A 26,714-nucleotide genomic window follows, 5' to 3' on the forward strand; every position below is an offset into this window, starting at 1 on the left:
CCAACTTGCTCACTGCTGACCAGTCACCTGGCCTTCGCATCCAGCCGGCTGAGCAGCGTCGCCTTGGTCTTCCTGTCGACGAAAGCGGCCTCGATGGCCGTTCGGGTGACGGCGGCCAGCGCCTTCTCGTTCATCGAGAAATATTCCGCCGCGATGTCGTATTCGCGTTTCAGCGAGGTCCAGAAATAGGGCGGGTCATCCGAGTTGAGCGTGACCTTGCAGCCGGCCGCGAGCAGCGCGGGGAATGGATGAGCGGCGAAACTGTCGAACAGTTTCAGCGCAATGTTGGAGCCGGGACAGCATTCCAGCACCACCCCCTCCTCGGCGATGCGCCGGACAAGATCGGGGTTCTCGATTGCGCGCACGCCATGGCCGATGCGCGACGGGCGGATGTGGTCGAGCGCCGCCTGGACCGTCTCCCATCCCGTCAGTTCGCCGGCATGGACGGTAATGCCGAGCCCGGCTTCGCGGGCGATTTCGAAAGCCCTGACATAGTCCTCCAAGTCGCCGACCCTCTCGTCGCCGGCGACACCGAAGCCGGTTACCAGCGGATGTCCGCAGCGCGCGGCGAAGCGCGCTGCCTGCTCGATGGACTCGACGCCGGCATGGCGCACGCCGGTGACGATCATGCGGCCCTCGATGCCGGTCTTGGCCTTGGCGCGGGCCATGCCTTCGCCGAGCGCGTCAGTATAGGCCTTGGGCGACAGGCCCGCCTTCGTGGCATGTTCCGGCGAGGTGAAGACCTCTGAGTAGATGGCGCCGTCACGAGCCAGGCTGGTCAGATAATGGTCAGCCAGCCGCGCATAGTCTTCCTCGGTCCGAAACAGGTCGGAGGAGAAATCATAGGCGGCGAGAAAGGAGGTGAAATCGTGCCAGACGAAAGAGCCGTTCTGGATATAGGGCGAGGTGTCCTTGCCGTATTTCTGCGCCTGGCGGATGACGAGTTCCGGTGCCGCTGCCCCTTCGATGTGGCAGTGCAGTTCCGCTTTCAAAGGCATTCAAACATCCCGTCGGTCAGTCCAGGTCTCGAAACCCGCCACCTGGAAGCGCGGCTGAACACCGCGCCTTAAACAATAGCGCCCGCACCATCGATCGGCTATGGTCCCGCCGGTTTTATGACGGATCAAAAAAATGTCAGTTGAGAGAACCACGGCCGCCGGCGGCATGGAAACCTCCTATGGTTTCAAGCGTGTAGGGGCAGGCGACAAGCAGCCCCTGGTCAACGATGTTTTCCACAAGGTCGCCAACCGCTACGATCTGATGAACGACCTGATGTCGGGCGGCCTGCACCGGCTGTGGAAGGATGCCATGGTAACCTGGCTCAATCCGCCGAAGCGGCCGGGCTGGCGCGTGCTCGATGTCGCCGGCGGCACCGGCGACATCGCCTTTCGCATCGTCGATGCCAGCCATGGGCATGCTCATGCCACCGTGCTCGACATCAACGGCTCGATGCTCGCCGTCGGTCGCGACAGGGCGCAAAAGAAAGGTATGTCCGGCAACACCGACTTCGTCGAAGCCAATGCCGAGGAACTCCCCTTCGCGGACGCCACCTTCGACGCCTACACCATCGCTTTCGGCATCCGCAACGTGCCCAGGATCGACGTCGCGCTCAGCGAAGCATTCCGCGTGCTGAAGCCCGGCGGGCGGTTCCTGTGCCTGGAATTTTCCGAGGTCGAGATGCCGTTGCTCGACAAGGTCTACGAGGCCTGGTCGTTCAAGGCCATTCCGAAGATCGGCAAGGCCGTCACCGGCGACGGCGAGCCTTATTCCTATCTCGTCGAGTCGATCGCGAAATTCCCCAACCAGGCGAATTTTGCTTCCATGATAACCCGCGCGGGCTTCGATCGGGTCTCGTTCCGCAACTATTCCGGCGGCATCGCCGCGCTTCATTCGGGCTGGAAGCTTTGAGGCAGGCCCGGGCATGAGCACCGTCAGCGCTGGATTTCGGCTCATGCGGGCCGGCTGGGTGCTTGTGCGCGAGGGCGTCGTCGCCGCTTTGCCTGGCGAGGAACTGTCCGGCCTGCCGAAATTGGGCTGGCGGCTGGCGCGGCTGTTTACCCGCCGCCGCGCACTCGCCTATGAGCGCAGCGACCGGCTGGCCAAGGCGGTGGTCCGGCTTGGGCCCTCCTATGTCAAGCTTGGCCAGTTTCTGGCGACACGACCCGATGTCGTCGGCAACGACATGGCGCTCGATCTCGCCATGCTGCAGGACAAGATGCACACCTTCCCGACGGCCGAGGCGGTGGCGGCCATCGAGGGCTCGCTCGGGCGCAAGCTCGGCGACCTCTACACGCAGTTCGGCGACCCGGTCGCCGCGGCCTCCATCGCCCAGGTTCATGCCGCTGAAACGGTCGATGGCGGCGTCGCCAGGAAGGTAGCGGTCAAGGTGATCCGGCCGGGCGTGCGCCGCCGCTTCTTCCAGGATCTCGAAAGCTATTTCCTCGCCGCCCGCCTGCAGGAGAAATACATCCCCTCCTCACGCCGGCTGCGGCCCGTGGAGGTGACCGAGACGCTGGCGCAGACCACCAAGATCGAGATGGACCTGCGCCTCGAGGCGGCCGCGCTTTCGGAACTTGGTCAAGGCACCAGGGAGGATCCGGGCTTTCGCGTCCCTTCCGTCGACTGGGAGCGCACCGGCCGCGACGTGCTGACCATGGAGTGGGTCGACGGCATCAAGATGAACGACATCGCCGGACTCGCCGCCGCGGGACACGATCTGAGGGCGATCGCGGCCAACCTGATCCAGTCGTTCTTGCGTCATACGCTGCGCGACGGCTTCTTCCACGCAGACATGCATCCGGGCAACCTGTTCGTCGAGGCTGATGGCACGATCGTCGCCGTCGATCTCGGCATTGCCGGCAGGCTCGGCAAGAAGGAGCGCCGGTTCCTCGCCGAAATCCTCTACGGCTTCATCACGCGCGACTATCTGCGCGTCGCCGAGGTTCATTTCGAGGCCGGCTACGTGCCGCGCCAGCACAATGTCGCGGCCTTCGCCCAGGCGATCCGTGCCATCGGCGAGCCGATCCATGGCCAGCCGGCCGAGACCATTTCCATGGCCAAGCTTCTGACGCTGCTGTTCGAGGTGACCGAACTCTTCGATATGGCGACGCGGCCCGAACTGATCCTCCTGCAGAAAACCATGGTGGTGGTCGAGGGCGTGGCGCGCACGCTCGATCCGGCCTTCAACATGTGGAAGACCGCCGAACCTGTGGTCAGCGGCTGGATATCAGGAAATCTCGGGCCGAGCGGCCTGCTGGCCGACGCCCGCGACGGCGGCAAGGCAATGCTGACGCTGATCCGCCAAGCCCCCGAGTTGGCAGCGCGAACCGAGCGGCTGTCGCGCGAGATCGACCTCATGGCCGAGCATGGCCTGCGCTTCGACGAGGCGACGGCCCGCGCCATCGGCAAGGCCGAAGCACGCTATACCCGCTCCGGCCGCCTGGCGCTGTGGGTGATCGCGCTGACGTTGGTCTACATCGCCTGGAAGCTGCTCTGAGCGATCTGCATGCAATGACAGCACTGCTGTCATTGCATGCAGATCGCTTCGGAACTATATGGAGGGTAAGGAGCAAAATATGAGCACCATTACCATTCGCAATCTCGACGCCGGCGTGAAGCAGAAATTGCGTGAGCGGGCTGCCGTGAAGGGGGTCTCAATGGAAGAGGAAGCGCGTAGCGCTCTCGCCAGGAGTGTCCTTTCGGACGACTCGGATCAAGGCGCTCGGGGAGAGTCCCTTTATGCTGCTATTCGTAGGCTGGTTGAGCCGCATGGTGGTTTCGATATCGACTTGCCGGAGCGCGGCCCAGCGCGCGAGCCACCGAAATTCGACTGACATGTTCGTGCTGGATACGAATGTTGTTTCGGAAACTTTCAAGCCATTGCCTGATGCAGGAGTGGCTGCCTGGATGGATAGCCCGTCCGCGATCCGCTCCTATATCACTGCGATGACCAAAGCAGAGCTGCTCCTGGGGCTTGCGTACATGCCAGATGGAAAACGCAAAGCTGCACTGGGCAGTGTCATCGGGGCCTTTTTCACCACATGGCTCAAGACCCCGGTGCTCGCGTTCGGTGACCGCGAGGCAGAAGCATATGCGGAGATTGTTTCAAGGAGACGGTTTCTGGGACGTCCTATCCGCGAATTTGACGCTCAGATCGCTTCGGTCGCCAGGTCGCGGGGCTTTGCGGTCGTAACGCGAAACGTTGCCGACTTTGCCGATTGCGGCGTCAACATAGTCAATCCTTGGGAAGCCACATGAGCCTCTCCAACAGACGCGTCCTGCTCATCATCGGCGGCGGCATCGCCGCCTACAAGGCACTCGACCTGATCCGCCGTCTGCGTGAAAGGGGTGCGGCGGTGCGCGTGGTCATGACGTCGGCTGCGCGGGAATTCGTCACCACGCTGTCGGCCGGCGCGCTCTCGGCAGACCATGTCTTCACCGATCTGTTCGATCGCAACGACGAGCACGATGTCGGCCACATCAGGTTGTCGCGCGAGGCCGATCTGCTGGTGGTGGCGCCCGCCACCGCCGACCTGATGGCAAAGCTTGCCAACGGCCATGCCGATGATCTTGCCTCCACGGTGCTCCTGGCCACCGACAAGCCGGTGCTCATGGCGCCGGCCATGAACCCCAGAATGTGGGCGCATCCGGCGACGCGGCGCAACCGTGCGGCGCTGCACAAGGATGGCATCACCTTCGTTGGCCCCGCCAAAGGCGAGATGGCCGAGAGCAACGAAGCCGGCGAAGGCCGCATGGCCGAGCCGCTGGAGATCGTCGCCGCCATCGAAGCGCTGCTCGATACCGGCCCGAAGCCGCTGGCCGGCAAGAAGATCATCGTCACATCGGGCCCGACGCACGAGCCGATCGACCCGGTGCGCTACATCGCCAACCGCTCGTCCGGCAAGCAGGGCCATGCCATAGCGGCGGCACTTGCGAGGCTTGGCGCCGACGTGAGGCTGGTCTCCGGGCCCGTCAGCATCGCCGATCCGGTCGGCGTGAAAACCATCCATGTCGAGCAGGCGCAGGAGATGCGGGATGCCGTGGAACAGCTTCTGCCCGCCGATGCGGCGGTGTTCGTTGCCGCCGTCGCCGATTGGCGCACCGAGAACTCAGCCGGCGAGAAGATCAAGAAGGCGCCGGGCGAAGGCCCGCCGGTGCTACGCATGGTCGAAAACCCCGACATCCTTGCGGGCGTCGGGCATCACAGGCAGCGGCCGGCGCTGGTGGTCGGCTTCGCCGCCGAGACGCAGGACCTCTTGCGCAACGCCGAAGCCAAGCTGAGGAAGAAGGGCGCCGATTTCATTGTCGCCAACGACGTCTCGCGCGAAAGCGGCATCGGTCCATCCGGTGTGATGGGCGGCGACCGCAACCGGGTTCGCATCGTCTCGAAGACCGGCGCCGAGGAATGGCCCGAGATGAGCAAGGACGAAGTGGCGGCCCGGCTCGCCACCCTGATCGCAGAACGGCTAAAAACGACCGTAGCGTGACGAGCTGGACCGTCGGAATTCCTAAGACAAAGGCTTAGCGGGATTCTGTGGAACGCTGAACCGCTAGTCGGCAAGAAGCTCCGCAGTCCGTGCGAGCGCACTGCCGAAGCCGTTGAGCGGAATGGAGAAGCTGACCGCTTGCCCCGTATCCGCTGCGAAGGCATCGATCTTCAAGGTGGTGCCCCCCTTGAGCATTGGGATTGCGTTGGCATCGAACGCCACCGGCACCAGACAGCCGACGGGCTGGCAGGTGTTGAACTGCAAGCTGCCGTCCAGCTTCTGGTCGTCGATCGTCAGGCTGACGCCCTTGGCGAGCGCCAGACCGAACGGCAAGGCGAGCGTGCCGGTCGCGTCTTCGCCCGTCTTGCTCGACAGCTCTATCGCCAGCAGACGCTGGTTGCTTTGCTTATTGAACTGCTGGTGCGACAGGCTGCATACCTTGGCCGCGCCCGATACCTGGCAGTTGACCGTCCAGTCGCCATGGGTTTCGGACAGGGCCGATGCACCGCCGGGCAGCTGCGGCGGGTTGACGGCATTGGCGGCGGGCGCCGCTGCCGCGCCTTTTGTCTGTGCCGCCGCGGCCGGCAGACCGGCGATGCAGGCAGCCCCCAGCAACGCCATCAGATACGCATGCTTCCTCATAAGGACCCCTTTTGCCTGGCTCCATCCTGAGCCAGCTGGAAGCTGACCTTGAGGGACGCACTGTCGGCGTTCTGTTTGACCGTTTCCCCGAAGGCGCCGTTACATCCCGACGGACATGCCGACGCCGTTGACGCCATGGATTCGAGGCCGGCGTCAACCCGATAGAGCGGCGAATCGATCGCCTCCGTCAAGTGCGATGCGGGCGGCGGGGCAGATTCTCCTCCGCCGCGAAGGGGGCGCGATCACGCGATTTCCTGTTAATCGGCACTCTGGCGTGGCACGAGGGGACAAACGCACTATATGTAGGGTGAAATTTTGTTGTGCGGGAATGAGCAGATGTTGGCGCTTCGGCCATCGACGGTTTTCATAACGGCGGCATTGTCAGCCGCGACGCTGGCGGGCATTTGCCTGCCTGCTTCCGCGCAGGTGCTCATTCCCTCCGTCGACAACAACGCCCTGATCCAGCAGAACGATCTGCAGGCCTTGCAAAACCGTGTCCAGCGGCAGCAGTTTCAGCAACAGCAGCAACAGAATCGGGCTCAGGACCGGGTGATCGTGCAACAGCCGCCACCCATTGTGCCGCGGGTCAGGCCAAACTGCCAGACGCAGATAATCGGCAACACCGCCGTAAGCACCTGCCGCTGAGGCGGGCTTCCCTTTTATTTAGCCGACTTACATGGTAGGGGCGTTCCGGTGCCCCTGCGGCAGTTTGGGTTTTGCAACGACACCGCGTCACGGTATGGGCACTGCACCGACTGGATTTTACGAATGGCAGCCACCAAGAAAAAGGCCGTGCGCAAGGCCAAGAAGGGCGAGACGATCCGCCAGGTCGCGGCTATCCCTTTTCGGCTGGACCAGCGCGGCGACATCGAGGTGATGCTGGTCACCTCGCGCACCACCAGGCGCTTCATCGTACCCAAGGGCTGGCCGATGAAAGGCAAGAGCGGACGCAAGGCGGCCACCATCGAGGCGCAGGAAGAAGCCGGCGTACTCGGCAAGACCCTGAAGCAGCCGGCGGGCACCTATTCCTATTGGAAGCGGTTGGCCAACCGTTTCGTCCGCGTCGATGTCATCGTCTATCTGTTGGAAGTAACGCAAGAGCTTGCCGACTGGCAAGAAGCCAAACGGCGGCAACGGGCCTGGCTGGCGCCGGCGGATGCGGCCATGCTCATCGACGAACCCGAACTTTCGACGCTGGTAAGGACCTTGAAGCTTCCCCAGCCCGCATAAATCGGCCCCGCGTAAGGGCCTCACGCCCCGGCGCCGTCCTCTTCGGGGAGCGATCGCACCGGCGTACCGGTATAGGCCCATAGCCATTCGCGTGGCAGCGGACCCTTGTTCCGCTCGGCTTGCTGCGATTGTTCCCAGGCATGCGCCAGAATGCCGACCGAGCGCGACAGCACGAAAAGCCCTCGCGTCAGCGGTGGCGGAAAGCCGAGCTCGCCGTAAATGACGGCGGTCGCGCCATCGATGTTGAGCGGTATCTTTTTGCCCTTGCGTCGCGCGACCTCCGCCTCGATCGCCTCGGCGATGTCGGCGAAGCGGCCATTGATCACGCCACGCGCGGCAAACTCCCGAGTCAGTTCCATAAGGCGCGGCGCGCGCGGGTCGACCGGATGGAAGCGATGGCCCAGCCCCGGCACGTAGCCCTTTTCCCCGGCAAAGAACCGGTCAAGCCGCCCCGAGACAGCCTCTTTCAGCGTCGTGCCGCCATCGAGCGCCGCGGCAATGTCGCCATAGAAGGCAAGCGCCTGCTCGCCGGCGCCGCCATGCACGTCGCCAAGCACGTTGATGGCCGAAGCCATGGCGCTGTTGATGCCGATACCGCAGGTCGCCGCCATGCGGGCGATGGCGATCGACGGCGCCTGCGGCCCGTGGTCGACTGCGGCGCCCAGCGCGATGCCGAGCAGCGCGGCCTCTTCCTCGCTGGGCAATTCGCCGCGCAGCATCAGCCAGATGACAGCCGGAAAGCTGACGCGGCCGATCAGGTCCTGGATTTCATAGCCGCGCAGCCGGATGACGCCCGGCCGCATTTCGATAATGCCAGTCTGCCACCACTCCTCGCCGCGCTCGCGGCCGGTTTTCTCGTCCGTCCCGCTCATGTCAGTGCCTTTGCCTTGGCTCGCGGCGACAGGCCGGCGAACACCTCGTCCATATGCTCGCCCAGAGCCGGCGGCGGTAGCGTCGGCAAGGGCGCGGCACCATCGACCGTGAAGCCGCCGCGCAGAACCGTCAGCGGCCTCTCCATGTCAGCCACGCCGTCGAAATCCCTGGTCATCTGGCGCTCGAGCACCTGCGGTTCGGCCAGCACCTGCGGGATCGTCAGCACCCTGCCCGCCGGCACCCCGGCGCGGTTCAGTTTTTCTTCCCACGCAGCCGCCGGGCCATTCGCCAGCGCTTCCTCGATCTCGATCTTCAGCGCCGCACGGTTCCTCTTGCGCGTCTCGCGCTCGGCAAAGCGCGGATCCGACGCCAGCTCCGACCGTTCGATAAGCCGGCAAAGGGTCACGAACTGCTCCTGCTTGTTGGCGGCGATGTTGAGCAGGCCGTCGCCGGTGCGGAAGGCGCCCGACGGTGCCGCCGTCATGTTCTCATTGCCCATCGGCTTGGGATCAACCCCGGCCGTCAGATAATTGGAAACCGGCCAGCCAAGCGCCGACAGCGTACATTCAAGCATCGACACGTCGAGGAAGGCACCCTCGCCGCTCGTCTTCTGCCTCACCAGCGCCGAGACGATGGCGAAGGCCCCGACCAATCCGCCCAGCGTGTCGGCGACGGGATAGCCGACCCGCAAGGGTGCTGTCTCCGGCGTGCCGGTGATGCTCATAATGCCGGAAAGGCCCTGGATGATCTGGTCATAGGCCGGATTGTCGCGCATCGGCCCGGTCTGACCGAAGCCTGATATCGCGCAGTAGACAAGGCTGGGGCGGACCGCCTTCAGCGCCTCGTAACCGAGGCCAAGCCGGTCCATGACGCCGGGGCGGAAGTTTTCCACCAGCGCATCGGCGCTGGCAACCAGGTCCAGGAAGCGTTCGCGCTCGGCTTCCTTCTTGAGATCGAGCACTACGGAGCGTTTGCCGGCATTCTGCGCCAGGAACGAAGCGCCCATGCCGGCCTGGTTGAGTTCCGGGGAACCGCCGAGCTGGCGCGCCAGGTCGCCGCCTTGCGGCGCCTCGACCTTGATCACGTCGGCGCCGAGCAGCGCCAACTGGTAGGCGCAATAGGGCCCGGCCAAGACGTTGGTCAGGTCGAGCACGCGAATACCGGAAAGCAGGTCTGTCATGTCACTTCAAATCGATCAGGCATCGCCCGGCACATGCTCCGGCCCGCGCAACCGGCGGCGTTCGATGTAGGCCCAGATATGCGGCCCGACCAGGCCGATGAAGGCCAGCGTCAGCAGGGTCAGCGACAGCGGGTGCTTGTAGAACACCGACCAGTCGCCGTTCGAGATCGTCATGGCACGGCGGAACTGGGTTTCGGCGAGCGGTCCCAGGATCATGCCGATGATGACGGGCGCGGTCGGGAAATCGAAGCGCCGCATCAGGAAGCCGGCCGCACCGAGGAGATAGAGGATGGCGAGGTCGATCGGCGACTGCGAGATGCCGTAGGTGCCGACGGTGGCGAAAACCAGGATGCCGGCATAGAGCTGCGGCGCCGGGATCTTCAGCAGCCGCACCCAAAGCCCGATCAGCGGCAGGTTGAGGATGACGAGAATGACGTTGGCGATGAACAGGCTGGCGATCAGTCCCCAGACCAGATTGCCTTGTGTCGTCAGAAGCAGCGGGCCTGGATTGATGCCGTAGCTCTGGAAGGCCGATAGCATGATTGCCGCCGTCGCCGAGGTCGGCAGGCCGAGCGTCAGCATCGGCACCAGCACACCGGCGGCCGAGGCATTGTTGGCGGCCTCCGGACCGGCTACGCCCTCGATGGCGCCAACCGTGCCGAATTCCTGCTTGTGCTTCGACAGCTTCTTTTCGATGGCATAGGACAGGAAGGTCGGGATCTCGGCGCCGCCGGCCGGCATCGCGCCGATCGGGAAGCCTATCGCGGCGCCGCGCAACCAGGGCTTCCACGAGCGCCCCCATTCGGCCGCTGTCATGTAGAGCGAGCCCTTCAGCGGCACGATCTCGTCCTTGCCGGCATAACGGCGCGAGGCCATGTAGAGCGTCTCGCCGACGGCGAACAGGCCGACGGCGGCGATGATGACGTCGACGCCGTCGAGCAGTTCGGTCATGCCGAAGGTGAAGCGCGGCTGGCCGGTCTGCAGGTCGACCCCGATCATGCCTATAACAAAGCCGGCGAACAGGCTGGTCAGGCCGCGCACCGAGGACGAGCCGAGCACCGCCGAAACCGTGATGAAAGCAAGCACCATCAGCGAGAAATACTCGGCCGGGCCGAAGGCCAGCGCGAACCTGACCACGATAGGCGCGAGGAAGGCGACGCCCAGCGTGCCGAGCGTGCCGGCGACGAAGGAGCCGATCGCCGAGGTGGCAAGTGCAGCGCCGCCGCGCCCGGACCGGGCCATCTTGTTGCCTTCCAGCGCAGTGACGATGGTGGCGCTTTCGCCTGGCGTGTTGAGCAGGATCGACGTCGTCGAGCCGCCATACATGGCGCCGTAATAGATGCCGGCAAACAGGATGAACGAAGCCTCCGGCGCAACCTGGTAGGTGATCGGCAGAAGCAGCGCGATGGTCAGTGCCGGTCCGAGGCCGGGCAGCACGCCGATTGCGGTGCCAAGCGTGGTGCCGAGCAGGCACCACAGAAGATTGACCGGGGTGAAGGCGACGGCGAAACCGTGTGCCAGATGGCCTAGCGTTTCCATGGCGTCAGCCTCCCAGCGTGCTGGTGAACGCATCAATCACCGTATTCAGCTGGTTCTCGATGAAACCGGCGCCGATATTGACACCGAGCGCCTTGGCGAAGCCGAAATAGGCGGCCAGCGCCAGCACGAGGCCAGTGAGCGCATCGCGCAGCGTATGCCGGCTGCCGAAGCCGTAGCAGACCAGAACGAACATGATGACGGATGCCGCGGTGAAGCCGAGCGGCTGGATCAGGAGCAGGTTGGCGATAAGACCGATGACGACGAAGCCCATCGCCTTCCAGTCGGTCGGCGTCTCCCTTTCTTCTTCCGGCTGCCAGCCGCCGCGCAGTGCGGCGACGATGAGCAGGAGCGAAAGAACCACCAGGCCGAACATGGTGAGGTAGGGAAAGACGGTCGGGCCGACCTTGGAGTAGAGCGGCGACACCGGGATCGCCAGCGTCTGCCAGGCAACCGCCCCGGCACAGGCCAGAAGCCCGATGCCGATCAGCAGTTCGGGCACGGCAACGCGCGAGGACGCAGCCTGCTGGTCGCTGGTGCTCATGAATGTCCTCCCAAGACAGCCGGCGTTCCATGGCCAGCTTTCATCCTATCTTCATCCCCGGTGGATCGCATGTCCATGCGAACGGCGGGAGGAAAAAGGGCGGACCGTGACCGCCCCCTTCAGGCAAATCAGGCGAGCCCGAGATCCTTGAGGATGGCTTCGATGCGGGCCGTATCCTCGGCGAGGAACTTCGCATAGTCGTCGCCGGTGAGCAGGATGGGCGTCCAGTTGCGGTTCTTGCATTCCGTGGCCCAGGCATCGCTCTTGGCCATGGTCTCGACCAGCGTGATCATCGCCGCCTTGTCGGTATCGGAGACGCCGGGGGGTGCGAAGACGCCGCGCCAGTTGAACAGTTCGACGTCGATGCCGGCTTCCTTCAGCGTCGGAGCATCGATGCCCTCCTGCCGCTTGTCGGCGGAAATGGCGAGCAGCCTGAGCGCCCCTGCCTTGACCTGTTCGGAGAACTCGCCGAAGCCGGAAATGCCCGCCGCCACCTGGTTGCCGAGCAGCGCCGACAGGGCCTCGCCGCCGCCGGCGAACGGCACATAGGACAGGTTTGTCGCCGGCACGCCCGCCGTCTTGGCGATCAGGCCGAACAGGATGTGGTCGGAGCCGCCGGCCGAACCGCCGGCAACGGGAACCTTCGTCGGATCCTCTTTAAGCGCGGCTACGAAATCGGCGGCCGTCTTGAACGGCGAGGCCGCCGGCACCACCAGCGCTTCGAACTCGCCGGTGAGCCGGGCGATCGGCGTGACCTGCGTCAAATTGTTGGCAGCCTTGTTGGCGATGATGGCGCCGACCATGACCATGCCGCCAACCATCAGCGAATTGCCCTTGCCGTTCCATTGACTGATGAATTGCGGCAGCCCCACCGTGCCGCCGGCGCCGCCGACATTGGTGATCTGCGAGCCGGAGATCAGCTTCTCGCTGCGCATCACCTGGTCCATCGTGCGCGCGGTCTGGTCCCAGCCGCCTCCGGGCGCCGCCGGCACGAAAATCTGTATCTGCGGCGTGCCTTGGGCAAGGGCGGGAGAAAGACGCGACGCCACCAGCCCGGCGGCCCCCGCGGCAGCGGTGCTCATCAAAAATCTGCGTCTGTTCAGCATGGGATTCCTCCAAATCACGACACCTCCTCCGGTGCCCGCCAAAAACGCGCCTGAAACCAGACCCGTGCTTGAGTTCAAGCAGACTTTACCGCGTTCCGTCAACAGGAACGATATTCTGCTGGACAGAATGCTCGAGCTGCGCGACACAATCGCGCCGCTCGACCTTTGTTCGACTCGACCTTTGTTCGACGGGGACCAATGAATTCGGCAGGCAAACCAGCTGGCATCGAAATCCGGAGCACGTCAGCCGATGGTGTTGCCGCGCTTGACCGGGCCATTGCCATCCTCGATGCATTCACCACGGCGGACCGCTCGCTCAGCCTTTCCGAGATCGCGGCCCGAACCGGCCTCTACAAGAGCACCATTCTGCGGCTGGCCAATTCGCTTTTGCGCGGACAATTGCTCGAGCGCCTGGACGACGGCCGTTACCGCATCGGACCGGCCAGCTTCCGGCTCGGCGCGCTCTATCAGCGGTCGGTCGTGGCGGTCGACATCCTGCTGCCGATCATGCGCGATCTCTGCGAGCTAAGCTGGGAAAGCGTTGCGTTCTATGTCCGCTCGGGGGACGTGCGCACCTGCCTCTATCGCGTCGAGTCCAAGCACCCTATCCGCTACACGATCCGCGAGGGTGACGTCCTGCCGTTGCTGGTGGGCTCCGGCGGGCGTGTGCTGGCGGCGTTTTCCGGACAGCCGGGCGAACCCTACGAAACCATCCGCAAGACCTGCAACTGCCTCGCCATCGGCGATCGCGACCCCCAGACGGGAGGCGTGTCGGCGCCGGTGTTCGGGCCCGGACGCGTGCTGATTGGCGCCTTGACCCTGGCCGGCCCGAGCACACGCGTCGACGCGGCCTTCCTGCGGCGCATGCGACGGCCGCTGCTCGAGGCGGCGGCCCGCGCCACCCGCGCCTTCGGCGAGGATGCCTCGATGCTCGATGAAGCGGCTCGCGAAGCCGCGGTGCAAACAGATATGGCCAGTCCAGGCGCGGTGATCAGGAGCAGACGGCGTTCTCGGATCATTTCGACGCCCTTGCGGAACGACCGCTAATTTAGACACTTGCCGAATGCTCAGGCCAACCGCTCCAGCAGGATGGTCGGGGTTTCGTGATAGACGGTGCGCGTCACCTCCCGGTAGCCGCACTTCGTCGCCACGTTCAAGGAAGCGGTATTTTCGGGGTCGATGATGCAGACGGTTTTGCCACGTCCGAAGGTCTCGTCGCCCCAGCCAAGCACGCGGCTGACGATCTCGGTGGCGAGGCCCGCGCCGTGGGCGGCCGGGGCGAGCGCCCATCCGGCCTCCGGAATGCCCTCTATTGGCGGGTCCATATCGCGCTTGAGGTCGTGAAAGCCGGCCTCGCCGACGAACCGGCCCGTCGCCTTGTCCTCGATCGCCCAGAAACCGTAGCCGAGCAGCGACCAGAGCCCGGCGTGACGCAGGAAGCGCATCCAGCTCTCTTCCCGAGTGCGCGGCCTGCCGCCGATGAAGCGGGTGACGACCGGATCGGCCCACATGGCGACATAGGCGTCGAAATCCTCCAGCCGGTGCGCTCGCAGGATGGCGCGCGCCGTTTCGATAACCGGAACGCCGCTTGTGTGATGGTTCATGGGTCGCCCTCGCTTAAACCTGCAAAGCACCTAGCAAATCACCCGCCGCGAACAAGGGCCAGGCCGGGGCGGATCATCTTCCAGACAGAATGCGCGCTCGTTTGGGTGGCCCGATCCAGCCGGAACAGTCGTTCCTCCGATGGTCCGGCCGCGCCTCATGGGCAGCCAGCCAGAACGGTTGCGGATATCAGCACTTTGCCATTTGAGTACGATTGCAATCTGTTAGCCTGCCCTAGTTGTACCCGTGCAGCCGGTGTCGAGGAGAACTCCGCGCAGCGGTTGAAGATTTAAGCTCTGGGAGGAAATCACGATGAGAAGATTTGTCGCCGCTCTGGCTGCCGCCGTGGCCGTCACGCTTTATCCGGTCGCCGCAGGCGCGCAAACCTATCCCGAACGCACCATCACCGTCGTGGTGCCGTTTGCGGCCGGCGGCCCGACCGACACGGTCACGCGTCTCGTCGCGGAAGCCATGTCGAAGGATCTCGGCCAGCAGGTCATCGTCGAGAATGTCGGCGGCGCCGGTGGCACGCTGGGCGCGGGCCGCGTCGCCAAGGCCGAGCCGGATGGCTACACTCTGCTTCTCCATCACATCGGCATGGCCACCAGTGCCACACTCTACCGAAAGCTCGCCTATGACACGCTGAACGCCTTCGAATATGTCGGCCTCGTCACCGAGGTGCCAATGACCATCGTTGGCCGCAAGGAGCTCGAGCCGACCGATTTGAAGGGACTGGTCGAGTATGCCAAGGCCAACAAGGATAGCGTCACCGTAGCCAATGCCGGCATAGGTGCTGCCTCGCATCTCTGCGGCATGCTGTTCATGAGCGCTATCAAGACGCCCCTGGTCACCGTCCCCTACAAGGGCACCGGCCCGGCCATGACCGACCTCCTCGGCGGCCAGGTCGACATCATGTGCGACCAGACGACCAACACCACCAAGCAGATCCAGGGCGGCACGATCAAGGCCTACGCCGTCACCTCGCCGGAGCGCCTCGATGTGCTGCCCGATGTCCCGACGACGACGGAAGCCGGCCTTCCCGACGTGCAGGTCAGCATCTGGCACGGCCTTTATGCCCCCAAGGGCACTCCGGCGGCGATCACCGAACGGCTGTCGAAATCCCTGCAGGTCGCGCTGAAGGACGAGAACGTCGCCGCCCGCTTCGCCGAGCTCGGCACCAGGCCGTCGCCCGAGGCCGACGCGACGCCGGCCGCGCTGAAGGCCAAGCTGGAAAGCGAGATCGTGCGCTGGAAGCCGATAATCGAAGCTGCCGGCCAGTACGCCGACTGAGTTTTGAACGGGGGGCCGCCGGCGCCCCGTTTTCGCTTCGGCCCCGCTTTCGCTTCGACATCGTCGCACGCCCGCAGCCTGGGAGGAACGTCATGAAGGCTTTCGCAATCGACAGGACGAACGGCATATGCGCTGCGCTGTTCATCGTTTTCGGCACATTTTTCGCGTTGCAGTCGCTCGGCCTCGAAATAGGCACCGCCTTCCGCATGGGGCCGGGCTATTTCCCGCTGGTGCTGGCGATCGTGCTGATCCTGCTTGGCCTCGTCATCCTCATCCAGGCGATGCGATTCAAGGGCGATCCGATCGGCTACATTGCCTGGCGCGGCTCGCTGTTCATCCTTCCCGCTCCGATCTTCTTCGGCCTGACAGTGCGCGGCCTCGGCTTCATTCCGTCAATCTTCCTGACGGCGTTGATCGCATCGTTTGCCAGCGGCCGCATGAAACCTCTGACCGCGTTCGTGCTGTCGGCCGGCCTGACCCTGTTTGCATTCCTCGTCTTCAGCTACGCGCTCGGCCTTCCGTTCCGGCGCTTCGGCCCATGGCTCACTCCGTGGCTGCCATTGTGAGGAGATGAGCATGGAGCTCCTCGACAATCTGGCGCTCGGCTTTTCGACCGCTTCATCGCTGACGAACCTTGGCTTCTGCCTGATCGGCGTCCTTCTTGGCACGCTGATCGGCGTCCTGCCCGGGATTGGCGCCACCGCGACCATCGCCATGCTCTTGCCGATCACCTTTCAGATCGGCGACCCGGTTTCCTCCCTCATCATGCTCGCCGGCATCTATTACGGTGCGCAATATGGCGGCTCGACCACAGCAATTCTCATCAACATGCCCGGCGAATCGTCCTCGGCGGTCACCGCGATCGACGGCTATCAGATGGCCAGGAACGGCCGCGCCGGCGCGGCACTCGCGATTGCGGCGATCGGTTCGTTCTTCGCCGGCACGGTGTCGACCTTCCTCGTCGCCATCTTCGCCCCGCCGCTGACCTCGATCGCGCTGGAATTCGGCGCGGCCGAATATTTTTCGCTGATGGTCGTCGGCCTTGTCTCGTCGGTCGCGCTTGCCCACGGTTCGATCGTCAAGGCGCTGGCGATGGTCGTGCTCGGCCTGTTGCTCGGCATTGTCGGCACCGATATCTACACCGGCACACCGCGCTTCACGCTCGGTATCCCCGAATATGCCGACGGACTGAATTTCGTCGCCGTGGCCGTCGGCGTCTTCGGCATCGCCGAGATCCTGCGCAATCTCGAGAACGAGCATGAGCGCTCGGTGATGATCCGAAAGGTTTCAGGGCTCATGCCCACCCGCGACGACTTCAGGCGCATGGCGGCGCCCATCGTGCGCGGAACCATCATCGGTTCAGCGCTCGGCATCCTGCCCGGAGGCGGCGCGATCCTCGCGGCCTTTGCCTCCTACACGGTCGAAAAGCGTGTATCGAAAAACCCGCAAGAATTCGGCAAGGGCGCGATCGCAGGTGTCGCCGGGCCGGAATCGGCCAACAATGCCGGCGCGCAGACCTCCTTCATCCCCATGCTGACGCTCGGCATTCCAGCCAATCCGGTCATGGCGCTGATGATCGGCGCGATGATCATCCAGGGCATCGTGCCCGGCCCCAATGTCGCGACCGAACAGCCGGCGCTTTTCTGGGGGATTATCGCCTCCATGTGGATCGGCAACCTGATGTTGATCGTCCTGAACCTGCCGCTGATCGGGCTCTGGGTGAAGCTGCTCACCATCCCGTACTACGTGCTTTTCCCGATCATCATGGCGTTCTGCTCGATCGGCGTTTACAGCGTCAACACCAATGTCTACGACCTCTACGCCGTCGCCTTTTTCGGCTTCCTCGGCTATCTCCTGACCAAACTGCGCTGCGAACCCGCGCCCCTGCTGCTCGGCTTCGTGCTTGGCCCCCTGCTTGAGGAAAATCTCCGCCGGGCCATGATTCTGTCGCGTGGCGATCCCAGCACCTTCGTGACGAGACCGATCAGCGCCGGCCTGCTCCTCATCGCGCTCGCCGTGCTCGTGATCGTCTTCCTGCCCGCGGTCAAGAAGAAGCGCGAAGAGGTGTTTGTCGAGGAGAGTTAACTTATTGAATTCCGCTGGCTTCCTCGAGCGGTGCGATCTCGACCAGCGGCGCCGGCACGCTGGTCGTCTTTTCCTGCGCCTTGCAGAGGTCGGCGATGACGCAGGCCGGGCAATCCGGCTTGCGCGCCTTGCAGACGTAGCGGCCATGCAGGATCAGCCAGTGATGCGCGTGGCGCATATATTCGTCGGGAATGATCTTCAACAGCCCCTGCTCGACCTGTTCGGGCGTCTTGCCGGGCGCCAGTCCTATGCGGTTGCCGATGCGGAAGATGTGCGTGTCGACGGCCATCGTGTGCTGGCCGAAGGCCATGTTGAGCACGACATTGGCGGTCTTGCGCCCGACCCCCGGCAACTTGACCAGTTCGTCCCGGCTGTCCGGCACCTCGCCGCCATGATCTCGAATCAGCGCCTGCGACAGCGCGATGACATTCTTGGCCTTGTTGCGCCACAGACCGATGGTCCTGATATAGTCGCCGACCCTGGCCTCACCCAGATCGAGCATTTTGCTCGGCGTATCGGTGACCTTGAACAGCGCCCGCGTCGCCTTGTTGACGCCGGCGTCGGTCGCCTGCGCCGACAGCACGACGGCCACCAGCAGCGTAAAGGCGTTGACATGTTCGAGTTCGCCCTTCGGCTCCGGCCGCTGGACGGCAAAGCGTCGGAAAATCTCGTGCACCTCCGCCGGACTGTAGAGCGGCCTGGATCGGGCGGGCCTCGGACGCGGCTCGGCGTTCGAGCCGTCGCGCCGTCCAGGCAGTAGCTTCTTTTCGGATTGTGCTGGTACTTTGGACTTGGGGCTTGCCATATCCTTCCTATAATATCCAGATATGGACGACACAAACGCCTCGTTCCAGGCGGACGAACCCTTCTTCAGCGCCTTGCTGACCCCGCACCGGTCGCTGGGCAAGACCGGCTTCGCCGTGCTGATGGGCGCGCTGCTGTTCGGCTGGCTGGTGACCGGGGCTTTTTTCCTGTCGCGCGGCGCCTGGCCGGTTTTCGGCTTCTTCGGTCTGGACGTTGTCGCCGTCTATATTGCCTTCCGCATCAACTATCGTGCCGCCCGCGCCCGCGAGGAGGTGTCGATCTCGCGCACCAGCCTCGATATCCGCAAGATCGCGCCGTCGGGAAAATCGGAAGCGCACCGCTTCAACCCGTTCTGGGCGCGCTTTTCGGTCGCCCGCCACGCCGAAATCGGCATCACCCGGATGGCGGTCGAGGCGCAGGGACAAACCGTGCCCATCGGCGGCTTCCTCGACCCGGATTCCCGCGAAAGCTTCGCCACCGCCTTTTCACGTGCGCTCGCCACCGCCAAGGCGCGCTAGCCGAAACGGTTTGCGTCCGGACCGCTTCGAACAAGTGGTACGACGACTTAGAAGCGATAGCGTAAAAGCCTGCCGATCTTGCGCAGTGCGGGAATGTGTTTCCAAAGCCGAACGAACAGCTGCGCGGACCAGCCCATGCGGGCGGCATGTTCAGGTCTATAGGCCGGAATGTCTTCGATGAATCGCAGCTTCGGGACAGCCAGTTCCAGTTCGTGCGGATCCTCGATCGCCCAGTGGACCTCGGCGCCTGTCGCCTTGACGGCCGGATTGAGGCGCAGCAGCTTCAGGCCGAAACCGCTGTAAGCGTCGAAAATCAGGTCGCCGCCGGCAAGATGTATGACCAGGCGCGAGAACAGGCGGAATCCTTCCTCGGCCGGGAGATAGGGCGTCAGCCCCTCCGCCACCACGATGGCCGGTCGGTTGCGGGGCACTTCAGCCAGCCAGTCCGGTTCGGTTACCGACGAAGCGATGAGGCGGTAGCGGTCGCGCGGCGGATAAAGCTTGCGCCTGAGTTCAATGACTTCCGGATAGTCGACATCGAACCAGTCAACGCCTGGTGGCGAATCGACCCGGAAGATGCGCGTGTCGAGCCCGCACCCCAGATGCAGCACGATGGCCCCAGGATTTCTGGCCAGAAACTCTTCGACGCGGACGTCCAGCGCCTTTGCCCTGATCGCCAGGCCGATGCCGAGATTTCTGTCGACCTTGAGCCTAGAGAAATCATAGTCGATCTTGCGCACCGCCTCGTCGGCGAAACAATCCCCAAGCAGCGAATGGGGCATCCGGCTTTCCAGCGCCTTGCCGTAGAGCGTCATCAGCAAGGTTTCTTTCGCTCCGGCGAGATTTACCTTTTCGCCCGCCATGGCGACTCCTGGGCTCAAAACCAGAGTTTATCTGGGTATGCGGCGCAAGAAGGCAAGTTTCGGGTGGCGATCGGCGCCCCAAGGGCTGATATTCCGGCTCAAGGAGAAGTCCCATGAGCACACAGACAGCAGTCCTCAAGAAGGACATCACGCCCGAAGGCAACGACTACGAAATCGTGCGCCGCGCCATCGAGAAGATCAGCCTCGACTATCGCGACCAGCCTTCTCTCGAGGAGCTTGCAGAGGAGGTCGGCGAGACGCCGACCGGCCTGCAGAAGCTGTTCACACGCTGGGCAGGCCTGTCGCCCAAGGCATTCCTGCAGGCGGTGACGCTGGACCATGCCCGCAGGCTGCTCGATTCCGGCATGCCGCTGCTCGAAACCTCGTTCGAGCTCGGCATGTCCGGCCCCGGCCGGCTGCACGACCTGTTCGTCACCCATGAGGCGATGTCGCCGGGCGATTACAAGACGCGCGGCGCCGGGCTCACCATCCGCTACGGCTATCATACCTCGCCATTCGGCACCGCCCTGATCATGGCCACCGACCGCGGGCTTGCAGGCCTCGCCTTCAGCGATCCGGGCGAGGAACGCGCCGCTTTCGCCGATATGTCCAGCCGCTGGCCGAATGCCGTCTATGTCGAAGACATGGCCGCGACCGGCCCCTACGCCGCGCGTATCTTCGACCCGACGCTGTGGCGCCCGGACCAGCCGCTGCATGTCGTGATGATCGGCACCGACTTCCAGGTTCGCGTCTGGGAGGCCTTGCTCCAGATTCCGATGGGCAAGGCTCGCACCTATTCCTCAATTGCCGCCAGCATCGGCGCGCCAAGCGCCAGCCGCGCCGTCGGCGCCGCCAACGGCGCCAACCCGCTCTCCTTCGTGGTGCCTTGCCACCGCGCCATCGGCAAGTCCGGCGACCTCACCGGCTACCACTGGGGCCTGACCCGCAAGCGCGCCATTCTGGGCTGGGAGGCTGGACAGGTCACCTCTTGAAATCGGGAACGCCGGCGAACCTGCCGCCGGCATTGTCATGCCGAATACGACGACGCCCGCTGACTCGCACAGTACGGCGCCACGGCGCTTGCCCTATCGACATGCACTGGAAAGCAACGATCTTACAGGATAGCTTCCCGCTCATTCATGAGGAGGCATTCCTTGATCATCGTCGTCGGCTCGATCAATCTCGACCTTATCGCCAATGTGGACCGCTTGCCGAGCCCTGGCGAGACCGTGAGCGGCTCCGGTTTCGCCACCGCGCCCGGCGGCAAGGGCGCCAACCAGGCGTTGGCCGCCGCGCGCGCCGGCGCCAGGGTGCGCATGGTGGGAGCCGTCGGCAAGGATAATTTCGCCGGCGAGGCCTTGGCGCTGCTGCGCCAGGCCAAGGTGGATTTGTCTGGCGTGGGCGAAACTTTTGCCTCGACCGGCACCGCGCTGATCATGGTCGGCGACGATGGCGAGAACATTATCGCCGTGGTGCCGGGTGCCAATGCTTCCGTGGTGCCCGGAGACCTCTCCAAGGCCTTTCTGAAAAAGGGCGATGTCGTGCTCCTGCAACACGAGATCCCGCTCGCGACCGTCGAAGCCGCGCTCGATCAGGCAAGCGCGGCCGGCGCCGTCACCGTGCTCAACACCGCGCCCTTCCATCGCGACGCAGCCGGCTTGCTCGGCAAGGCCGACTATGTCGTCGCCAATGAGACCGAGTTCGACCTCTATGGCGAGGTGCTGTCGCTGAGCGGGCGCGACCGCGCGGCACGGATGGGCGACTTTGCCGGGAAAACCGGCCGCACCATCGTCGTCACGCTCGGCGGCGACGGCGTGATGGCGGCGACGCCGACCGATTCCCTGACCGTTCCCGCATTGAAGATCACCCCGGTCGACACCGTTGGTGCCGGCGACACCTTTTGCGGCTATTTCGCCGCCGGCCTGTCGTCGGGCCTGCCCCTCGAGCAGGCGCTCGCCCGGGCCGGCGCGGCCGGCTCGCTGGCATGCCTGAAGCCGGGCGCCCAGCCGGCCATCCCGTTGGCCGCCGATGTCGACCAGGCACCCCTGAAATCCCGCTGAGACAACCAGAATGCGCCCCCAGACGAAGCATGCCGCGCCACCGGCCGGCGACATATGCCGCCTGTCCGCCGTCGAACTGTCCGATGCGACCCGGCAGAGGAAACTTTCGGTCCGTGAGGTGGTGACGGCATTCCTCGACCGCATCGAAACCGTCAATCCGCTCGTCAACGCCGTCGTTTCCTTGCGCGATCGTAGCGATATCCTGCGCGAGGCCGACACAGCCGATGCCCGTCCGGACCGGGCCGGTGCGCTCTTCGGCCTGCCGATCGCGGTCAAGGATCTCGCGATGACCCGCGGCCTGCGCACTTCCTTTGGCTCGCCGATCTTCGCCGATTTCGTGCCCCAGGAGGACGATTTCTTCGTCGAGCGCATGCGCAAGGCTGGCGCCATCATCATCGGCAAGACCAACGTTCCCGAATTCGGCCTCGGCTCCAACACCTACAATCCCGTGTTCGGCCCGACGCTGAACGCGTTTGATCCAGATTTGAGCGCCGGCGGCTCGAGCGGCGGCGCCGCGGTGGCGCTGGCGCTGGACATGGTGCCCGTCGCCGATGGCAGCGACTTCGGCGGCTCGTTGCGCAATCCAGCCGCCTGGAACAATGTCTATGGTTTCCGGCCATCGCAGGGGCTCGTCCCCGGCGGCCCGGACGTCGAGGCCTTTCATGCCCAGATGGGCGTCGATGGGCCGATGGGGCGCAATGTCGGCGACATGGCGCTGCTGCTCGACGTGCAGGCGGGCTATCATCCGCACGCACCCTTGTCCTATGAGAAACAAGGCTCCTTCCTCGAAGGCCTGCGGATGCCCGCCAAAGGCGGCCGTGTCGCCTGGCTCGGCGATCTGGGCGGACATTTGCCCATGGAGCCCGGCATCCTCGAGCTCTGCCAGGCCGCGCTCGAGCGCTTCGAGGAGGCGTCCTTCAAGGCCGAGGCACTGATGCCGGACTTCGATTTCGAGGCCTTGTGGCAGGCTTTCGTGACGTTGCGCCAGGCAAGCAGCGGCTGCGCGCTGAAAGTGCATTATGACGACCCCGCCAGGCGCGCCCTGTTGAAGCCCGAAGCCGTTTGGGAGGTGGAGAACGCGCAACTCCTGACAGCGCCCCAAATACGCGCCGCCTCGGTCGTCCGCACCTCCTGGCATCGGACGCTGCTGTCGCTGTTCGACCGCTTCGACCTCATTGCATTGCCGACCGCGCAGGTCTTTCCGTTCGACGCCGGCACCCATTGGCCGCGCGAGATCGCCGGCCGGCCGATGGACAGCTATCACCGCTGGATGCAGGTTTCGGCGCTCGCCACCATGGGCGGCTGCCCGGCCGTCAACGTGCCGGTCGGCTTCGACGCCAAAGGCCGGCCGATGGGCATGCAACTGATCGGCAGGCCGCGCGGCGACATGGCCGTGCTGAAGGCGGCGGCGGCCTATGAAGCGACGCTGCCGTGGCCGCCCGGGGCCTGAACCGGTTCGTTGCGGTGTCGCGGCTTCATGTGCCGGCTTGCACCGGCATCGTCGTCATGCATTGATTGTAGGACGCCGCGCAGGCGGCATTCTGCCCGAGGGAAAATCATGTCGCTGGAACTCTATGCCGCCTATGTCCTCGCTTGCGTCGTCATCATCCTGGTGCCTGGGCCGACGGTCACGCTGATCATCGCCAACAGCATCCGCCATGGCTCCCGCGCCGGCCTGGCCAATGTCGCCGGCACGCAGGCCGGCCTGGCGGTCATGATCGCCATCGTCGGCATCGGCCTCAACACGCTGATATCGGGCATGGGGCACTGGTTCGAATGGGTGCGGCTGATCGGTGCCGCCTACCTGATCTGGATGGGCGTCCAGATGTTCCGGTCCAAGGGCGAGCTGAACGCCGACGGAACAGCGCGGAAGCCGCGCGGCGGGTTTTTCCTGCAGGGCCTGCTGGTGGCGCTCAGCAACCCGAAGACGCTGATCTTCTTCGGTGCCTTCTTTCCGCAATTCATCGCGCCGCAAGGCAATTATTCGCTGCAGATCGTCGTCATGGGCCTCACCGCCATGATCTTCGCCGCCATGTCGGATTCGACCTATGCGCTGGCCGCCGGCCGCGCCGGTCGCATCCTGTCCGCCCGCCGCGTCAAGCTCCTGTCCAGGATCAGCGGCAGCTTCATGGTCGGCGGTGGCCTGTGGCTGGCATTTTCGCGGTCGAAGTGAGCACCGCCGCCTTTCCTTCCCCCCTTGTGGGGGAAGGTGGATCGGTGCGCAGCGCCGAGACGGTTGAGGATGCCTGACGGAGTTTGGCGTTCCCTGGAACACCTTCATCCGACCTCGCTTTGCGAGGCCGCCTTCTCCCGCAAGGGGAGAAGGTAAGGAGGCGGATCTAAAGCCGCCCCAGCCTTTCCACCAGCAGCGCGAAGAAGCCGTCATGGTCGATGTCGCCCATCACCTTGGCGTTCTTTTCCCGCTTGGTGACGCCCCACCAGTCGATCACGGTCATGCCCATGGTCAGTTCCGAGCTGGTTTCCACGCTGACATTGCAGTTGCGGCCTTTGAACAGCTCCGGTTTCAACAGGTAGGCGATGACGCAGGGGTCATGCAGCGGCCCGCCATCGGTGCCGTATTTCTCCTCGTCGAAACGCTCGAAAAACTCCAGCATCTCGGCCGTTGCGGTACCGACCTTGGTGCCGAGCTTGCGAAAGGCCTGGGTGCGCTTGGCGGTGGTCAGCGCCTTGTGGGTGACGTCGAGCGGCATCAGCACGATCGGAATGCCGGATTTCAACACCACCTCGGCCGCGTGCGGATCGACATAAATGTTGAATTCGGCCGCCGGCGTGACATTGCCGCCTTCGAAGAAGCCACCGCCCATCAGGATGATTTCCTTGATGCGCGGCGCGATCCTCGGCTCGCGGATCAGCGCCAGCGCGATATTGGTGAGCGGCCCGAGAGCGCACAGGGTGATGCTGCCGCTCTCTTCCTTCATCAGCGTCTCGACGATGAAATCGACGGCGTACTTATCCTGCAGCTTCATCGTCGGTTCGGGCAATTGCGGCCCGTTGAGGCCGGTTTGGCCATGCACCGCCTCGGCCGTAACCAGTTCACGCGCCAGGGGACGGACGGCGCCGGCATAGACCTTTATGTCGGGTCGGCCGGCCAGTTCGCAGATCTTGCGGGCGTTCTTCTCGGTAAGCTTCAGCGGCACGTTGCCGGCTACGGCTGATATGCCGACGATCTCCAGCTCGGGGCTGCCAAGCGCCAGCAATATGGCGACGGCATCGTCCTGGCCAGGATCCGTGTCGATGATGATCTTGCGTGTCTGGGGCATTTCAATTCCTTGTTTGGCCATGAGCTCATGCGTCCGAGCGAGCATGCGAAACGCACCGAACCGGCCTTGAGCTGCCGAACCGCTCCGTCCGGGGGACGAATCCCGGCGCAGCGCTTCTCCTTGCATCTCACTGCCGTTTCAAGCGCCATGTCGATCATTCTTGTGAGTCCACGACGTGGTCTTTTTGGGCGGGTGTTTTGATGGCTTGAACTTGGTCGTGGGGCGGACCATATCAAGAGCATCGGGAAAAATGCCATCTGGGTTTTTCCAGTTTATGTCGCTCTTGAGAGGACAATGTAACATGAGCCGAATGACGCCTTTCTCCAGCCCGCTTCTCCTGGGTTTCGACGCCATGGAAAAGACGCTGGAGCGCTTGGCGAAGTCCGGCGACAGCTATCCTCCTTACAACATCGAGCGGCTCAGCGGCGCCGACGGCAAGGCCGAAAGGCTGCGCATCACGCTCGCTGTCGCCGGTTTCGCCGAAAGCGATCTCGATGTCACCACGGAGGAAAACCAGTTGGTCGTGCGCGGTCGTCAGACCGACGATACCGAGCGCGAATTTCTTCATCGCGGCATCGCCGCACGCCAATTCCAGCGCTGTTTCGTGCTGGCCGATGGCATGCGGGTGATCGCGGCGGAGCTGAAGAACGGCCTTTTGTCGATCGATCTCGATCGGCCCGAAGCCGAGCGGCTGGTACGGAAAATAAACATATCGGTGAAAGACTGATCTTTGCCGATGGCTCTCATGCGGGATGGCCTACTGCCCAGGACCAGGGCGGCGTCTCGCGCCAAGGAGGCTTGAAATGACCAGAACTGACCAAAATCCCACCATGACCAGCGGTGAATTCGCCCATCTCGGCGAGGGCTCTGTCGCTTATCTGCGCAAGGTCACGAGCGAGGAACTGCTCGGCCGTTTCCCGGGCATTGGCGAAATCGCGCCCGGCATGGAATTGTGGGCGCTGTTTGCCGCTAATGGCCAGCCGATCCTGCTTTCGGATGCGCGCGACCGCGCGCTGGCCGGCGCCATGGAAAACGACCTGACCACGGTCGCCATTCATTAAGGCGATTTCCCGCTGAAAACGAACGGGGCCGCCCGTGGCGGCCCTCGACCATCGTTCATCCAGAAAACGTCAGGCCGCGTGCGAGGCCTGGGTGTCCGACAAAAGCGCGTGGATCGCCACGGCGTCGCGCGTTCCTCTGATCTTGGCCACCGTATCGGCATCGCGCAGCACCCGCGCGATGCGCGACAGCGCCTTCAGATGATCGGCGCCGGCCCCTTCAGGGGCCAGCAATAGGAACACCAGGTCGACCGGCTGGTCGTCGAGCGCCTCGAAATCGACCGGCGTCTCCAGGCGGGCGAACACGCCGGCGATGCGCTTCACGCCGGCCAGCTTGCCGTGCGGAATGGCGATGCCGTTGCCGACTCCGGTCGAGCCGAGCCGCTCGCGCTGCAGGATGGTGTCGAACACCTCCCGCTCCGGAATGCCTGATATCGCGGCCGCCCTCTCCGACAGCAATTGCAGAAGCTGCTTCTTGGAGTTGGCCTTCAACGCCGGCAATATCGCCGGAACGTTGATGAGATCGCTCAGATCCATGCTTGAAAATCCCTTGTTC

The 26,714-nt window shown here is 64.2% G+C and carries 30 protein-coding genes; 18 read left to right on the forward strand and 12 right to left on the reverse strand.

From position 1 onward, the window contains the following. Positions 1-23 precede the first annotated feature (23 nt). Entirely contained in the window at positions 24-998 is a 975-nt protein-coding gene (locus LB566_RS08375; RefSeq protein ID WP_224624028.1) for an adenosine deaminase, read from the reverse strand. 133 nt (positions 999-1,131) lie between these two features. Here LB566_RS08375 and ubiE point away from each other — a divergent pair, with 133 nt between their 5' ends. From ubiE to coaBC, 5 genes are all read left to right on the forward strand, one after another. Continuing rightward, a complete protein-coding gene (gene ubiE, locus LB566_RS08380) occupies positions 1,132-1,908 on the forward strand; it encodes a bifunctional demethylmenaquinone methyltransferase/2-methoxy-6-polyprenyl-1,4-benzoquinol methylase UbiE (RefSeq protein WP_224624029.1) in 777 nt (258 codons plus the stop codon). A gap of 13 nt (positions 1,909-1,921) precedes the next feature. After that, positions 1,922-3,496: a 2-polyprenylphenol 6-hydroxylase gene (gene ubiB, locus LB566_RS08385; protein ID WP_224624030.1), complete on the forward strand. Its 1,575-nt coding sequence runs from the start codon at positions 1,922-1,924 to the stop codon at positions 3,494-3,496. A 79-nt stretch (positions 3,497-3,575) separates the two neighbouring features. Then, positions 3,576-3,833 (forward strand): FitA-like ribbon-helix-helix domain-containing protein, encoded by a 258-nt coding sequence (locus tag LB566_RS08390; protein WP_140549532.1) that lies wholly within the window; start codon positions 3,576-3,578, stop codon positions 3,831-3,833. Position 3,834: 1 nt separating this feature from the next. Continuing rightward, positions 3,835-4,257: a type II toxin-antitoxin system VapC family toxin gene (locus LB566_RS08395; RefSeq protein ID WP_224624031.1), complete on the forward strand. Its 423-nt coding sequence runs from the start codon at positions 3,835-3,837 to the stop codon at positions 4,255-4,257. Continuing rightward, positions 4,254-5,486 carry a bifunctional phosphopantothenoylcysteine decarboxylase/phosphopantothenate--cysteine ligase CoaBC gene (gene coaBC / locus LB566_RS08400; RefSeq protein ID WP_224624032.1) on the forward strand — a complete coding sequence of 411 codons (1,233 nt, stop codon included), beginning with the start codon at positions 4,254-4,256 and terminating at the stop codon, positions 5,484-5,486. The genes LB566_RS08395 and coaBC overlap by 4 nt, the downstream gene beginning before the upstream one ends. 63 nt (positions 5,487-5,549) lie before the next feature. On the opposite strand, the gene LB566_RS08405 is transcribed toward coaBC, so the two are convergent. After that, complete coding sequence (locus tag LB566_RS08405; RefSeq protein ID WP_224624033.1) at positions 5,550-6,128, reverse strand: invasion associated locus B family protein; 579 nt, start codon at positions 6,126-6,128, stop codon at positions 5,550-5,552. Positions 6,129-6,464: 336 nt separating this feature from the next. On the opposite strand from LB566_RS08405, the gene LB566_RS08410 reads away from it, so the two are divergent. Together LB566_RS08410 and LB566_RS08415 are read left to right on the forward strand one after the other, a co-directional pair. Then, complete coding sequence (locus LB566_RS08410) at positions 6,465-6,773, forward strand: hypothetical protein (RefSeq protein WP_224624034.1); 309 nt, start codon at positions 6,465-6,467, stop codon at positions 6,771-6,773. Positions 6,774-6,896: 123 nt separating this feature from the next. Continuing rightward, on the forward strand, positions 6,897-7,358 hold the full coding sequence (locus tag LB566_RS08415) for an NUDIX hydrolase (protein ID WP_224624035.1): 462 nt from the start codon (positions 6,897-6,899) through the stop codon (positions 7,356-7,358). Positions 7,359-7,378: 20 nt separating this feature from the next. On the opposite strand, the gene LB566_RS08420 is transcribed toward LB566_RS08415, so the two are convergent. From LB566_RS08420 to LB566_RS08440, 5 genes are all read right to left on the reverse strand, one after another. After that, positions 7,379-8,230 (reverse strand): citryl-CoA lyase, encoded by an 852-nt coding sequence (locus LB566_RS08420; protein ID WP_224624036.1) that lies wholly within the window; start codon positions 8,228-8,230, stop codon positions 7,379-7,381. Continuing rightward, positions 8,227-9,411, reverse strand: a complete 1,185-nt coding sequence (locus LB566_RS08425; RefSeq protein ID WP_224624037.1) for a CaiB/BaiF CoA transferase family protein — start codon at positions 9,409-9,411, stop codon at positions 8,227-8,229. Before LB566_RS08425 ends, LB566_RS08420 begins: the two co-directional genes overlap by 4 nt. A gap of 15 nt (positions 9,412-9,426) precedes the next feature. Then, the gene (locus LB566_RS08430; protein WP_140549523.1) at positions 9,427-10,950 is read right to left on the reverse strand and encodes a tripartite tricarboxylate transporter permease; all 1,524 of its coding nucleotides are present in this window, start codon (positions 10,948-10,950) and stop codon (positions 9,427-9,429) included. 4 nt (positions 10,951-10,954) lie between these two features. Beyond that, complete coding sequence (locus LB566_RS08435; RefSeq protein ID WP_224624038.1) at positions 10,955-11,491, reverse strand: tripartite tricarboxylate transporter TctB family protein; 537 nt, start codon at positions 11,489-11,491, stop codon at positions 10,955-10,957. A gap of 128 nt (positions 11,492-11,619) precedes the next feature. Beyond that, positions 11,620-12,597: a Bug family tripartite tricarboxylate transporter substrate binding protein gene (locus LB566_RS08440; RefSeq protein WP_224624039.1), complete on the reverse strand. Its 978-nt coding sequence runs from the start codon at positions 12,595-12,597 to the stop codon at positions 11,620-11,622. 198 nt (positions 12,598-12,795) lie between these two features. Here LB566_RS08440 and LB566_RS08445 point away from each other — a divergent pair, with 198 nt between their 5' ends. Continuing rightward, on the forward strand, positions 12,796-13,644 hold the full coding sequence (locus LB566_RS08445; RefSeq protein ID WP_224624040.1) for an IclR family transcriptional regulator: 849 nt from the start codon (positions 12,796-12,798) through the stop codon (positions 13,642-13,644). Positions 13,645-13,664: 20 nt separating this feature from the next. Here the strand turns inward: LB566_RS08445 and LB566_RS08450 are convergent, their stop codons facing one another. After that, the gene (locus tag LB566_RS08450) at positions 13,665-14,201 is read right to left on the reverse strand and encodes a GNAT family N-acetyltransferase (protein WP_224624041.1); all 537 of its coding nucleotides are present in this window, start codon (positions 14,199-14,201) and stop codon (positions 13,665-13,667) included. A gap of 310 nt (positions 14,202-14,511) precedes the next feature. Between LB566_RS08450 and LB566_RS08455 the strand changes: the two genes are divergently transcribed. From LB566_RS08455 to LB566_RS08465, 3 genes are all read left to right on the forward strand, one after another. Next, complete coding sequence (locus LB566_RS08455; protein WP_224624042.1) at positions 14,512-15,489, forward strand: tripartite tricarboxylate transporter substrate-binding protein; 978 nt, start codon at positions 14,512-14,514, stop codon at positions 15,487-15,489. 92 nt (positions 15,490-15,581) lie between these two features. Continuing rightward, positions 15,582-16,055: a tripartite tricarboxylate transporter TctB family protein gene (locus LB566_RS08460; RefSeq protein WP_224624043.1), complete on the forward strand. Its 474-nt coding sequence runs from the start codon at positions 15,582-15,584 to the stop codon at positions 16,053-16,055. 10 nt (positions 16,056-16,065) lie between these two features. Next, positions 16,066-17,574 carry a tripartite tricarboxylate transporter permease gene (locus LB566_RS08465; RefSeq protein ID WP_224624044.1) on the forward strand — a complete coding sequence of 503 codons (1,509 nt, stop codon included), beginning with the start codon at positions 16,066-16,068 and terminating at the stop codon, positions 17,572-17,574. Between the two features lies 1 nt (position 17,575). Here LB566_RS08465 and nth read toward each other — a convergent pair whose 3' ends face one another. Further along, complete coding sequence (gene nth, locus LB566_RS08470; RefSeq protein ID WP_224624045.1) at positions 17,576-18,379, reverse strand: endonuclease III; 804 nt, start codon at positions 18,377-18,379, stop codon at positions 17,576-17,578. Positions 18,380-18,401: 22 nt separating this feature from the next. On the opposite strand from nth, the gene LB566_RS08475 reads away from it, so the two are divergent. Continuing rightward, a complete protein-coding gene (locus LB566_RS08475; RefSeq protein ID WP_224624046.1) occupies positions 18,402-18,896 on the forward strand; it encodes a DUF2244 domain-containing protein in 495 nt (164 codons plus the stop codon). 47 nt (positions 18,897-18,943) lie between these two features. Here LB566_RS08475 and LB566_RS08480 read toward each other — a convergent pair whose 3' ends face one another. Further along, positions 18,944-19,759 (reverse strand): class I SAM-dependent methyltransferase, encoded by an 816-nt coding sequence (locus LB566_RS08480; RefSeq protein ID WP_224624047.1) that lies wholly within the window; start codon positions 19,757-19,759, stop codon positions 18,944-18,946. 113 nt (positions 19,760-19,872) lie between these two features. Here LB566_RS08480 and LB566_RS08485 point away from each other — a divergent pair, with 113 nt between their 5' ends. From LB566_RS08485 to LB566_RS08500, 4 genes are all read left to right on the forward strand, one after another. Next, positions 19,873-20,751, forward strand: coding sequence for a methylated-DNA--[protein]-cysteine S-methyltransferase (locus tag LB566_RS08485; RefSeq protein ID WP_140549513.1), 879 nt, complete (start codon positions 19,873-19,875; stop codon positions 20,749-20,751). A gap of 162 nt (positions 20,752-20,913) precedes the next feature. Beyond that, entirely contained in the window at positions 20,914-21,819 is a 906-nt protein-coding gene (locus LB566_RS08490) for a ribokinase (RefSeq protein ID WP_224624048.1), read from the forward strand. 10 nt (positions 21,820-21,829) lie between these two features. Next, positions 21,830-23,269: an amidase gene (locus LB566_RS08495; RefSeq protein WP_224624049.1), complete on the forward strand. Its 1,440-nt coding sequence runs from the start codon at positions 21,830-21,832 to the stop codon at positions 23,267-23,269. A 108-nt stretch (positions 23,270-23,377) separates the two neighbouring features. After that, the gene (locus LB566_RS08500) at positions 23,378-23,992 is read left to right on the forward strand and encodes a LysE family translocator (RefSeq protein ID WP_140549510.1); all 615 of its coding nucleotides are present in this window, start codon (positions 23,378-23,380) and stop codon (positions 23,990-23,992) included. A gap of 166 nt (positions 23,993-24,158) precedes the next feature. On the opposite strand, the gene LB566_RS08505 is transcribed toward LB566_RS08500, so the two are convergent. Beyond that, complete coding sequence (locus LB566_RS08505; protein ID WP_140549509.1) at positions 24,159-25,100, reverse strand: nucleoside hydrolase; 942 nt, start codon at positions 25,098-25,100, stop codon at positions 24,159-24,161. Between the two features lie 301 nt (positions 25,101-25,401). Here LB566_RS08505 and LB566_RS08510 point away from each other — a divergent pair, with 301 nt between their 5' ends. Together LB566_RS08510 and LB566_RS08515 are read left to right on the forward strand one after the other, a co-directional pair. Beyond that, complete coding sequence (locus LB566_RS08510; RefSeq protein ID WP_137932813.1) at positions 25,402-25,827, forward strand: Hsp20 family protein; 426 nt, start codon at positions 25,402-25,404, stop codon at positions 25,825-25,827. A gap of 76 nt (positions 25,828-25,903) precedes the next feature. After that, positions 25,904-26,161, forward strand: coding sequence for a DUF1150 family protein (locus tag LB566_RS08515; RefSeq protein WP_140685808.1), 258 nt, complete (start codon positions 25,904-25,906; stop codon positions 26,159-26,161). A 69-nt stretch (positions 26,162-26,230) separates the two neighbouring features. Here LB566_RS08515 and ptsN read toward each other — a convergent pair whose 3' ends face one another. Continuing rightward, the gene (gene ptsN, locus LB566_RS08520) at positions 26,231-26,695 is read right to left on the reverse strand and encodes a PTS IIA-like nitrogen regulatory protein PtsN (RefSeq protein WP_135898701.1); all 465 of its coding nucleotides are present in this window, start codon (positions 26,693-26,695) and stop codon (positions 26,231-26,233) included. Positions 26,696-26,714 lie beyond the last annotated feature (19 nt).

The sequence above is a fragment of the Mesorhizobium sp. CA13 genome (assembly GCF_020165235.1).
Classification (GTDB): domain Bacteria; phylum Pseudomonadota; class Alphaproteobacteria; order Rhizobiales; family Rhizobiaceae; genus Mesorhizobium.

Bases quoted from the DNA above. Each gene is read 5' to 3' on its own strand.
- LB566_RS08375 (WP_224624028.1), bottom strand. From the start codon at position 998: ATGCCTTTGAAAGCGGAACTGCACTGCCACATCGAAGGGGCAGCGGCA.
- ubiE (WP_224624029.1), top strand. From the start codon at position 1,132: ATGTCAGTTGAGAGAACCACGGCCGCCGGCGGCATGGAAACCTCCTAT.
- ubiB (WP_224624030.1), top strand. From the start codon at position 1,922: ATGAGCACCGTCAGCGCTGGATTTCGGCTCATGCGGGCCGGCTGGGTG.
- LB566_RS08390 (WP_140549532.1), top strand. From the start codon at position 3,576: ATGAGCACCATTACCATTCGCAATCTCGACGCCGGCGTGAAGCAGAAA.
- LB566_RS08395 (WP_224624031.1), top strand. From the start codon at position 3,835: ATGTTCGTGCTGGATACGAATGTTGTTTCGGAAACTTTCAAGCCATTG.
- coaBC (WP_224624032.1), top strand. From the start codon at position 4,254: ATGAGCCTCTCCAACAGACGCGTCCTGCTCATCATCGGCGGCGGCATC.
- LB566_RS08405 (WP_224624033.1), bottom strand. From the start codon at position 6,128: ATGAGGAAGCATGCGTATCTGATGGCGTTGCTGGGGGCTGCCTGCATC.
- LB566_RS08410 (WP_224624034.1), top strand. From the start codon at position 6,465: ATGTTGGCGCTTCGGCCATCGACGGTTTTCATAACGGCGGCATTGTCA.
- LB566_RS08415 (WP_224624035.1), top strand. From the start codon at position 6,897: ATGGCAGCCACCAAGAAAAAGGCCGTGCGCAAGGCCAAGAAGGGCGAG.
- LB566_RS08420 (WP_224624036.1), bottom strand. From the start codon at position 8,230: ATGAGCGGGACGGACGAGAAAACCGGCCGCGAGCGCGGCGAGGAGTGG.
- LB566_RS08425 (WP_224624037.1), bottom strand. From the start codon at position 9,411: ATGACAGACCTGCTTTCCGGTATTCGCGTGCTCGACCTGACCAACGTC.
- LB566_RS08430 (WP_140549523.1), bottom strand. From the start codon at position 10,950: ATGGAAACGCTAGGCCATCTGGCACACGGTTTCGCCGTCGCCTTCACC.
- LB566_RS08435 (WP_224624038.1), bottom strand. From the start codon at position 11,491: ATGAGCACCAGCGACCAGCAGGCTGCGTCCTCGCGCGTTGCCGTGCCC.
- LB566_RS08440 (WP_224624039.1), bottom strand. From the start codon at position 12,597: ATGCTGAACAGACGCAGATTTTTGATGAGCACCGCTGCCGCGGGGGCC.
- LB566_RS08445 (WP_224624040.1), top strand. From the start codon at position 12,796: ATGAATTCGGCAGGCAAACCAGCTGGCATCGAAATCCGGAGCACGTCA.
- LB566_RS08450 (WP_224624041.1), bottom strand. From the start codon at position 14,201: ATGAACCATCACACAAGCGGCGTTCCGGTTATCGAAACGGCGCGCGCC.
- LB566_RS08455 (WP_224624042.1), top strand. From the start codon at position 14,512: ATGAGAAGATTTGTCGCCGCTCTGGCTGCCGCCGTGGCCGTCACGCTT.
- LB566_RS08460 (WP_224624043.1), top strand. From the start codon at position 15,582: ATGAAGGCTTTCGCAATCGACAGGACGAACGGCATATGCGCTGCGCTG.
- LB566_RS08465 (WP_224624044.1), top strand. From the start codon at position 16,066: ATGGAGCTCCTCGACAATCTGGCGCTCGGCTTTTCGACCGCTTCATCG.
- nth (WP_224624045.1), bottom strand. From the start codon at position 18,379: ATGGCAAGCCCCAAGTCCAAAGTACCAGCACAATCCGAAAAGAAGCTA.
- LB566_RS08475 (WP_224624046.1), top strand. From the start codon at position 18,402: ATGGACGACACAAACGCCTCGTTCCAGGCGGACGAACCCTTCTTCAGC.
- LB566_RS08480 (WP_224624047.1), bottom strand. From the start codon at position 19,759: ATGGCGGGCGAAAAGGTAAATCTCGCCGGAGCGAAAGAAACCTTGCTG.
- LB566_RS08485 (WP_140549513.1), top strand. From the start codon at position 19,873: ATGAGCACACAGACAGCAGTCCTCAAGAAGGACATCACGCCCGAAGGC.
- LB566_RS08495 (WP_224624049.1), top strand. From the start codon at position 21,830: ATGCGCCCCCAGACGAAGCATGCCGCGCCACCGGCCGGCGACATATGC.
- LB566_RS08500 (WP_140549510.1), top strand. From the start codon at position 23,378: ATGTCGCTGGAACTCTATGCCGCCTATGTCCTCGCTTGCGTCGTCATC.
- LB566_RS08505 (WP_140549509.1), bottom strand. From the start codon at position 25,100: ATGCCCCAGACACGCAAGATCATCATCGACACGGATCCTGGCCAGGAC.
- LB566_RS08510 (WP_137932813.1), top strand. From the start codon at position 25,402: ATGAGCCGAATGACGCCTTTCTCCAGCCCGCTTCTCCTGGGTTTCGAC.
- LB566_RS08515 (WP_140685808.1), top strand. From the start codon at position 25,904: ATGACCAGAACTGACCAAAATCCCACCATGACCAGCGGTGAATTCGCC.
- ptsN (WP_135898701.1), bottom strand. From the start codon at position 26,695: ATGGATCTGAGCGATCTCATCAACGTTCCGGCGATATTGCCGGCGTTG.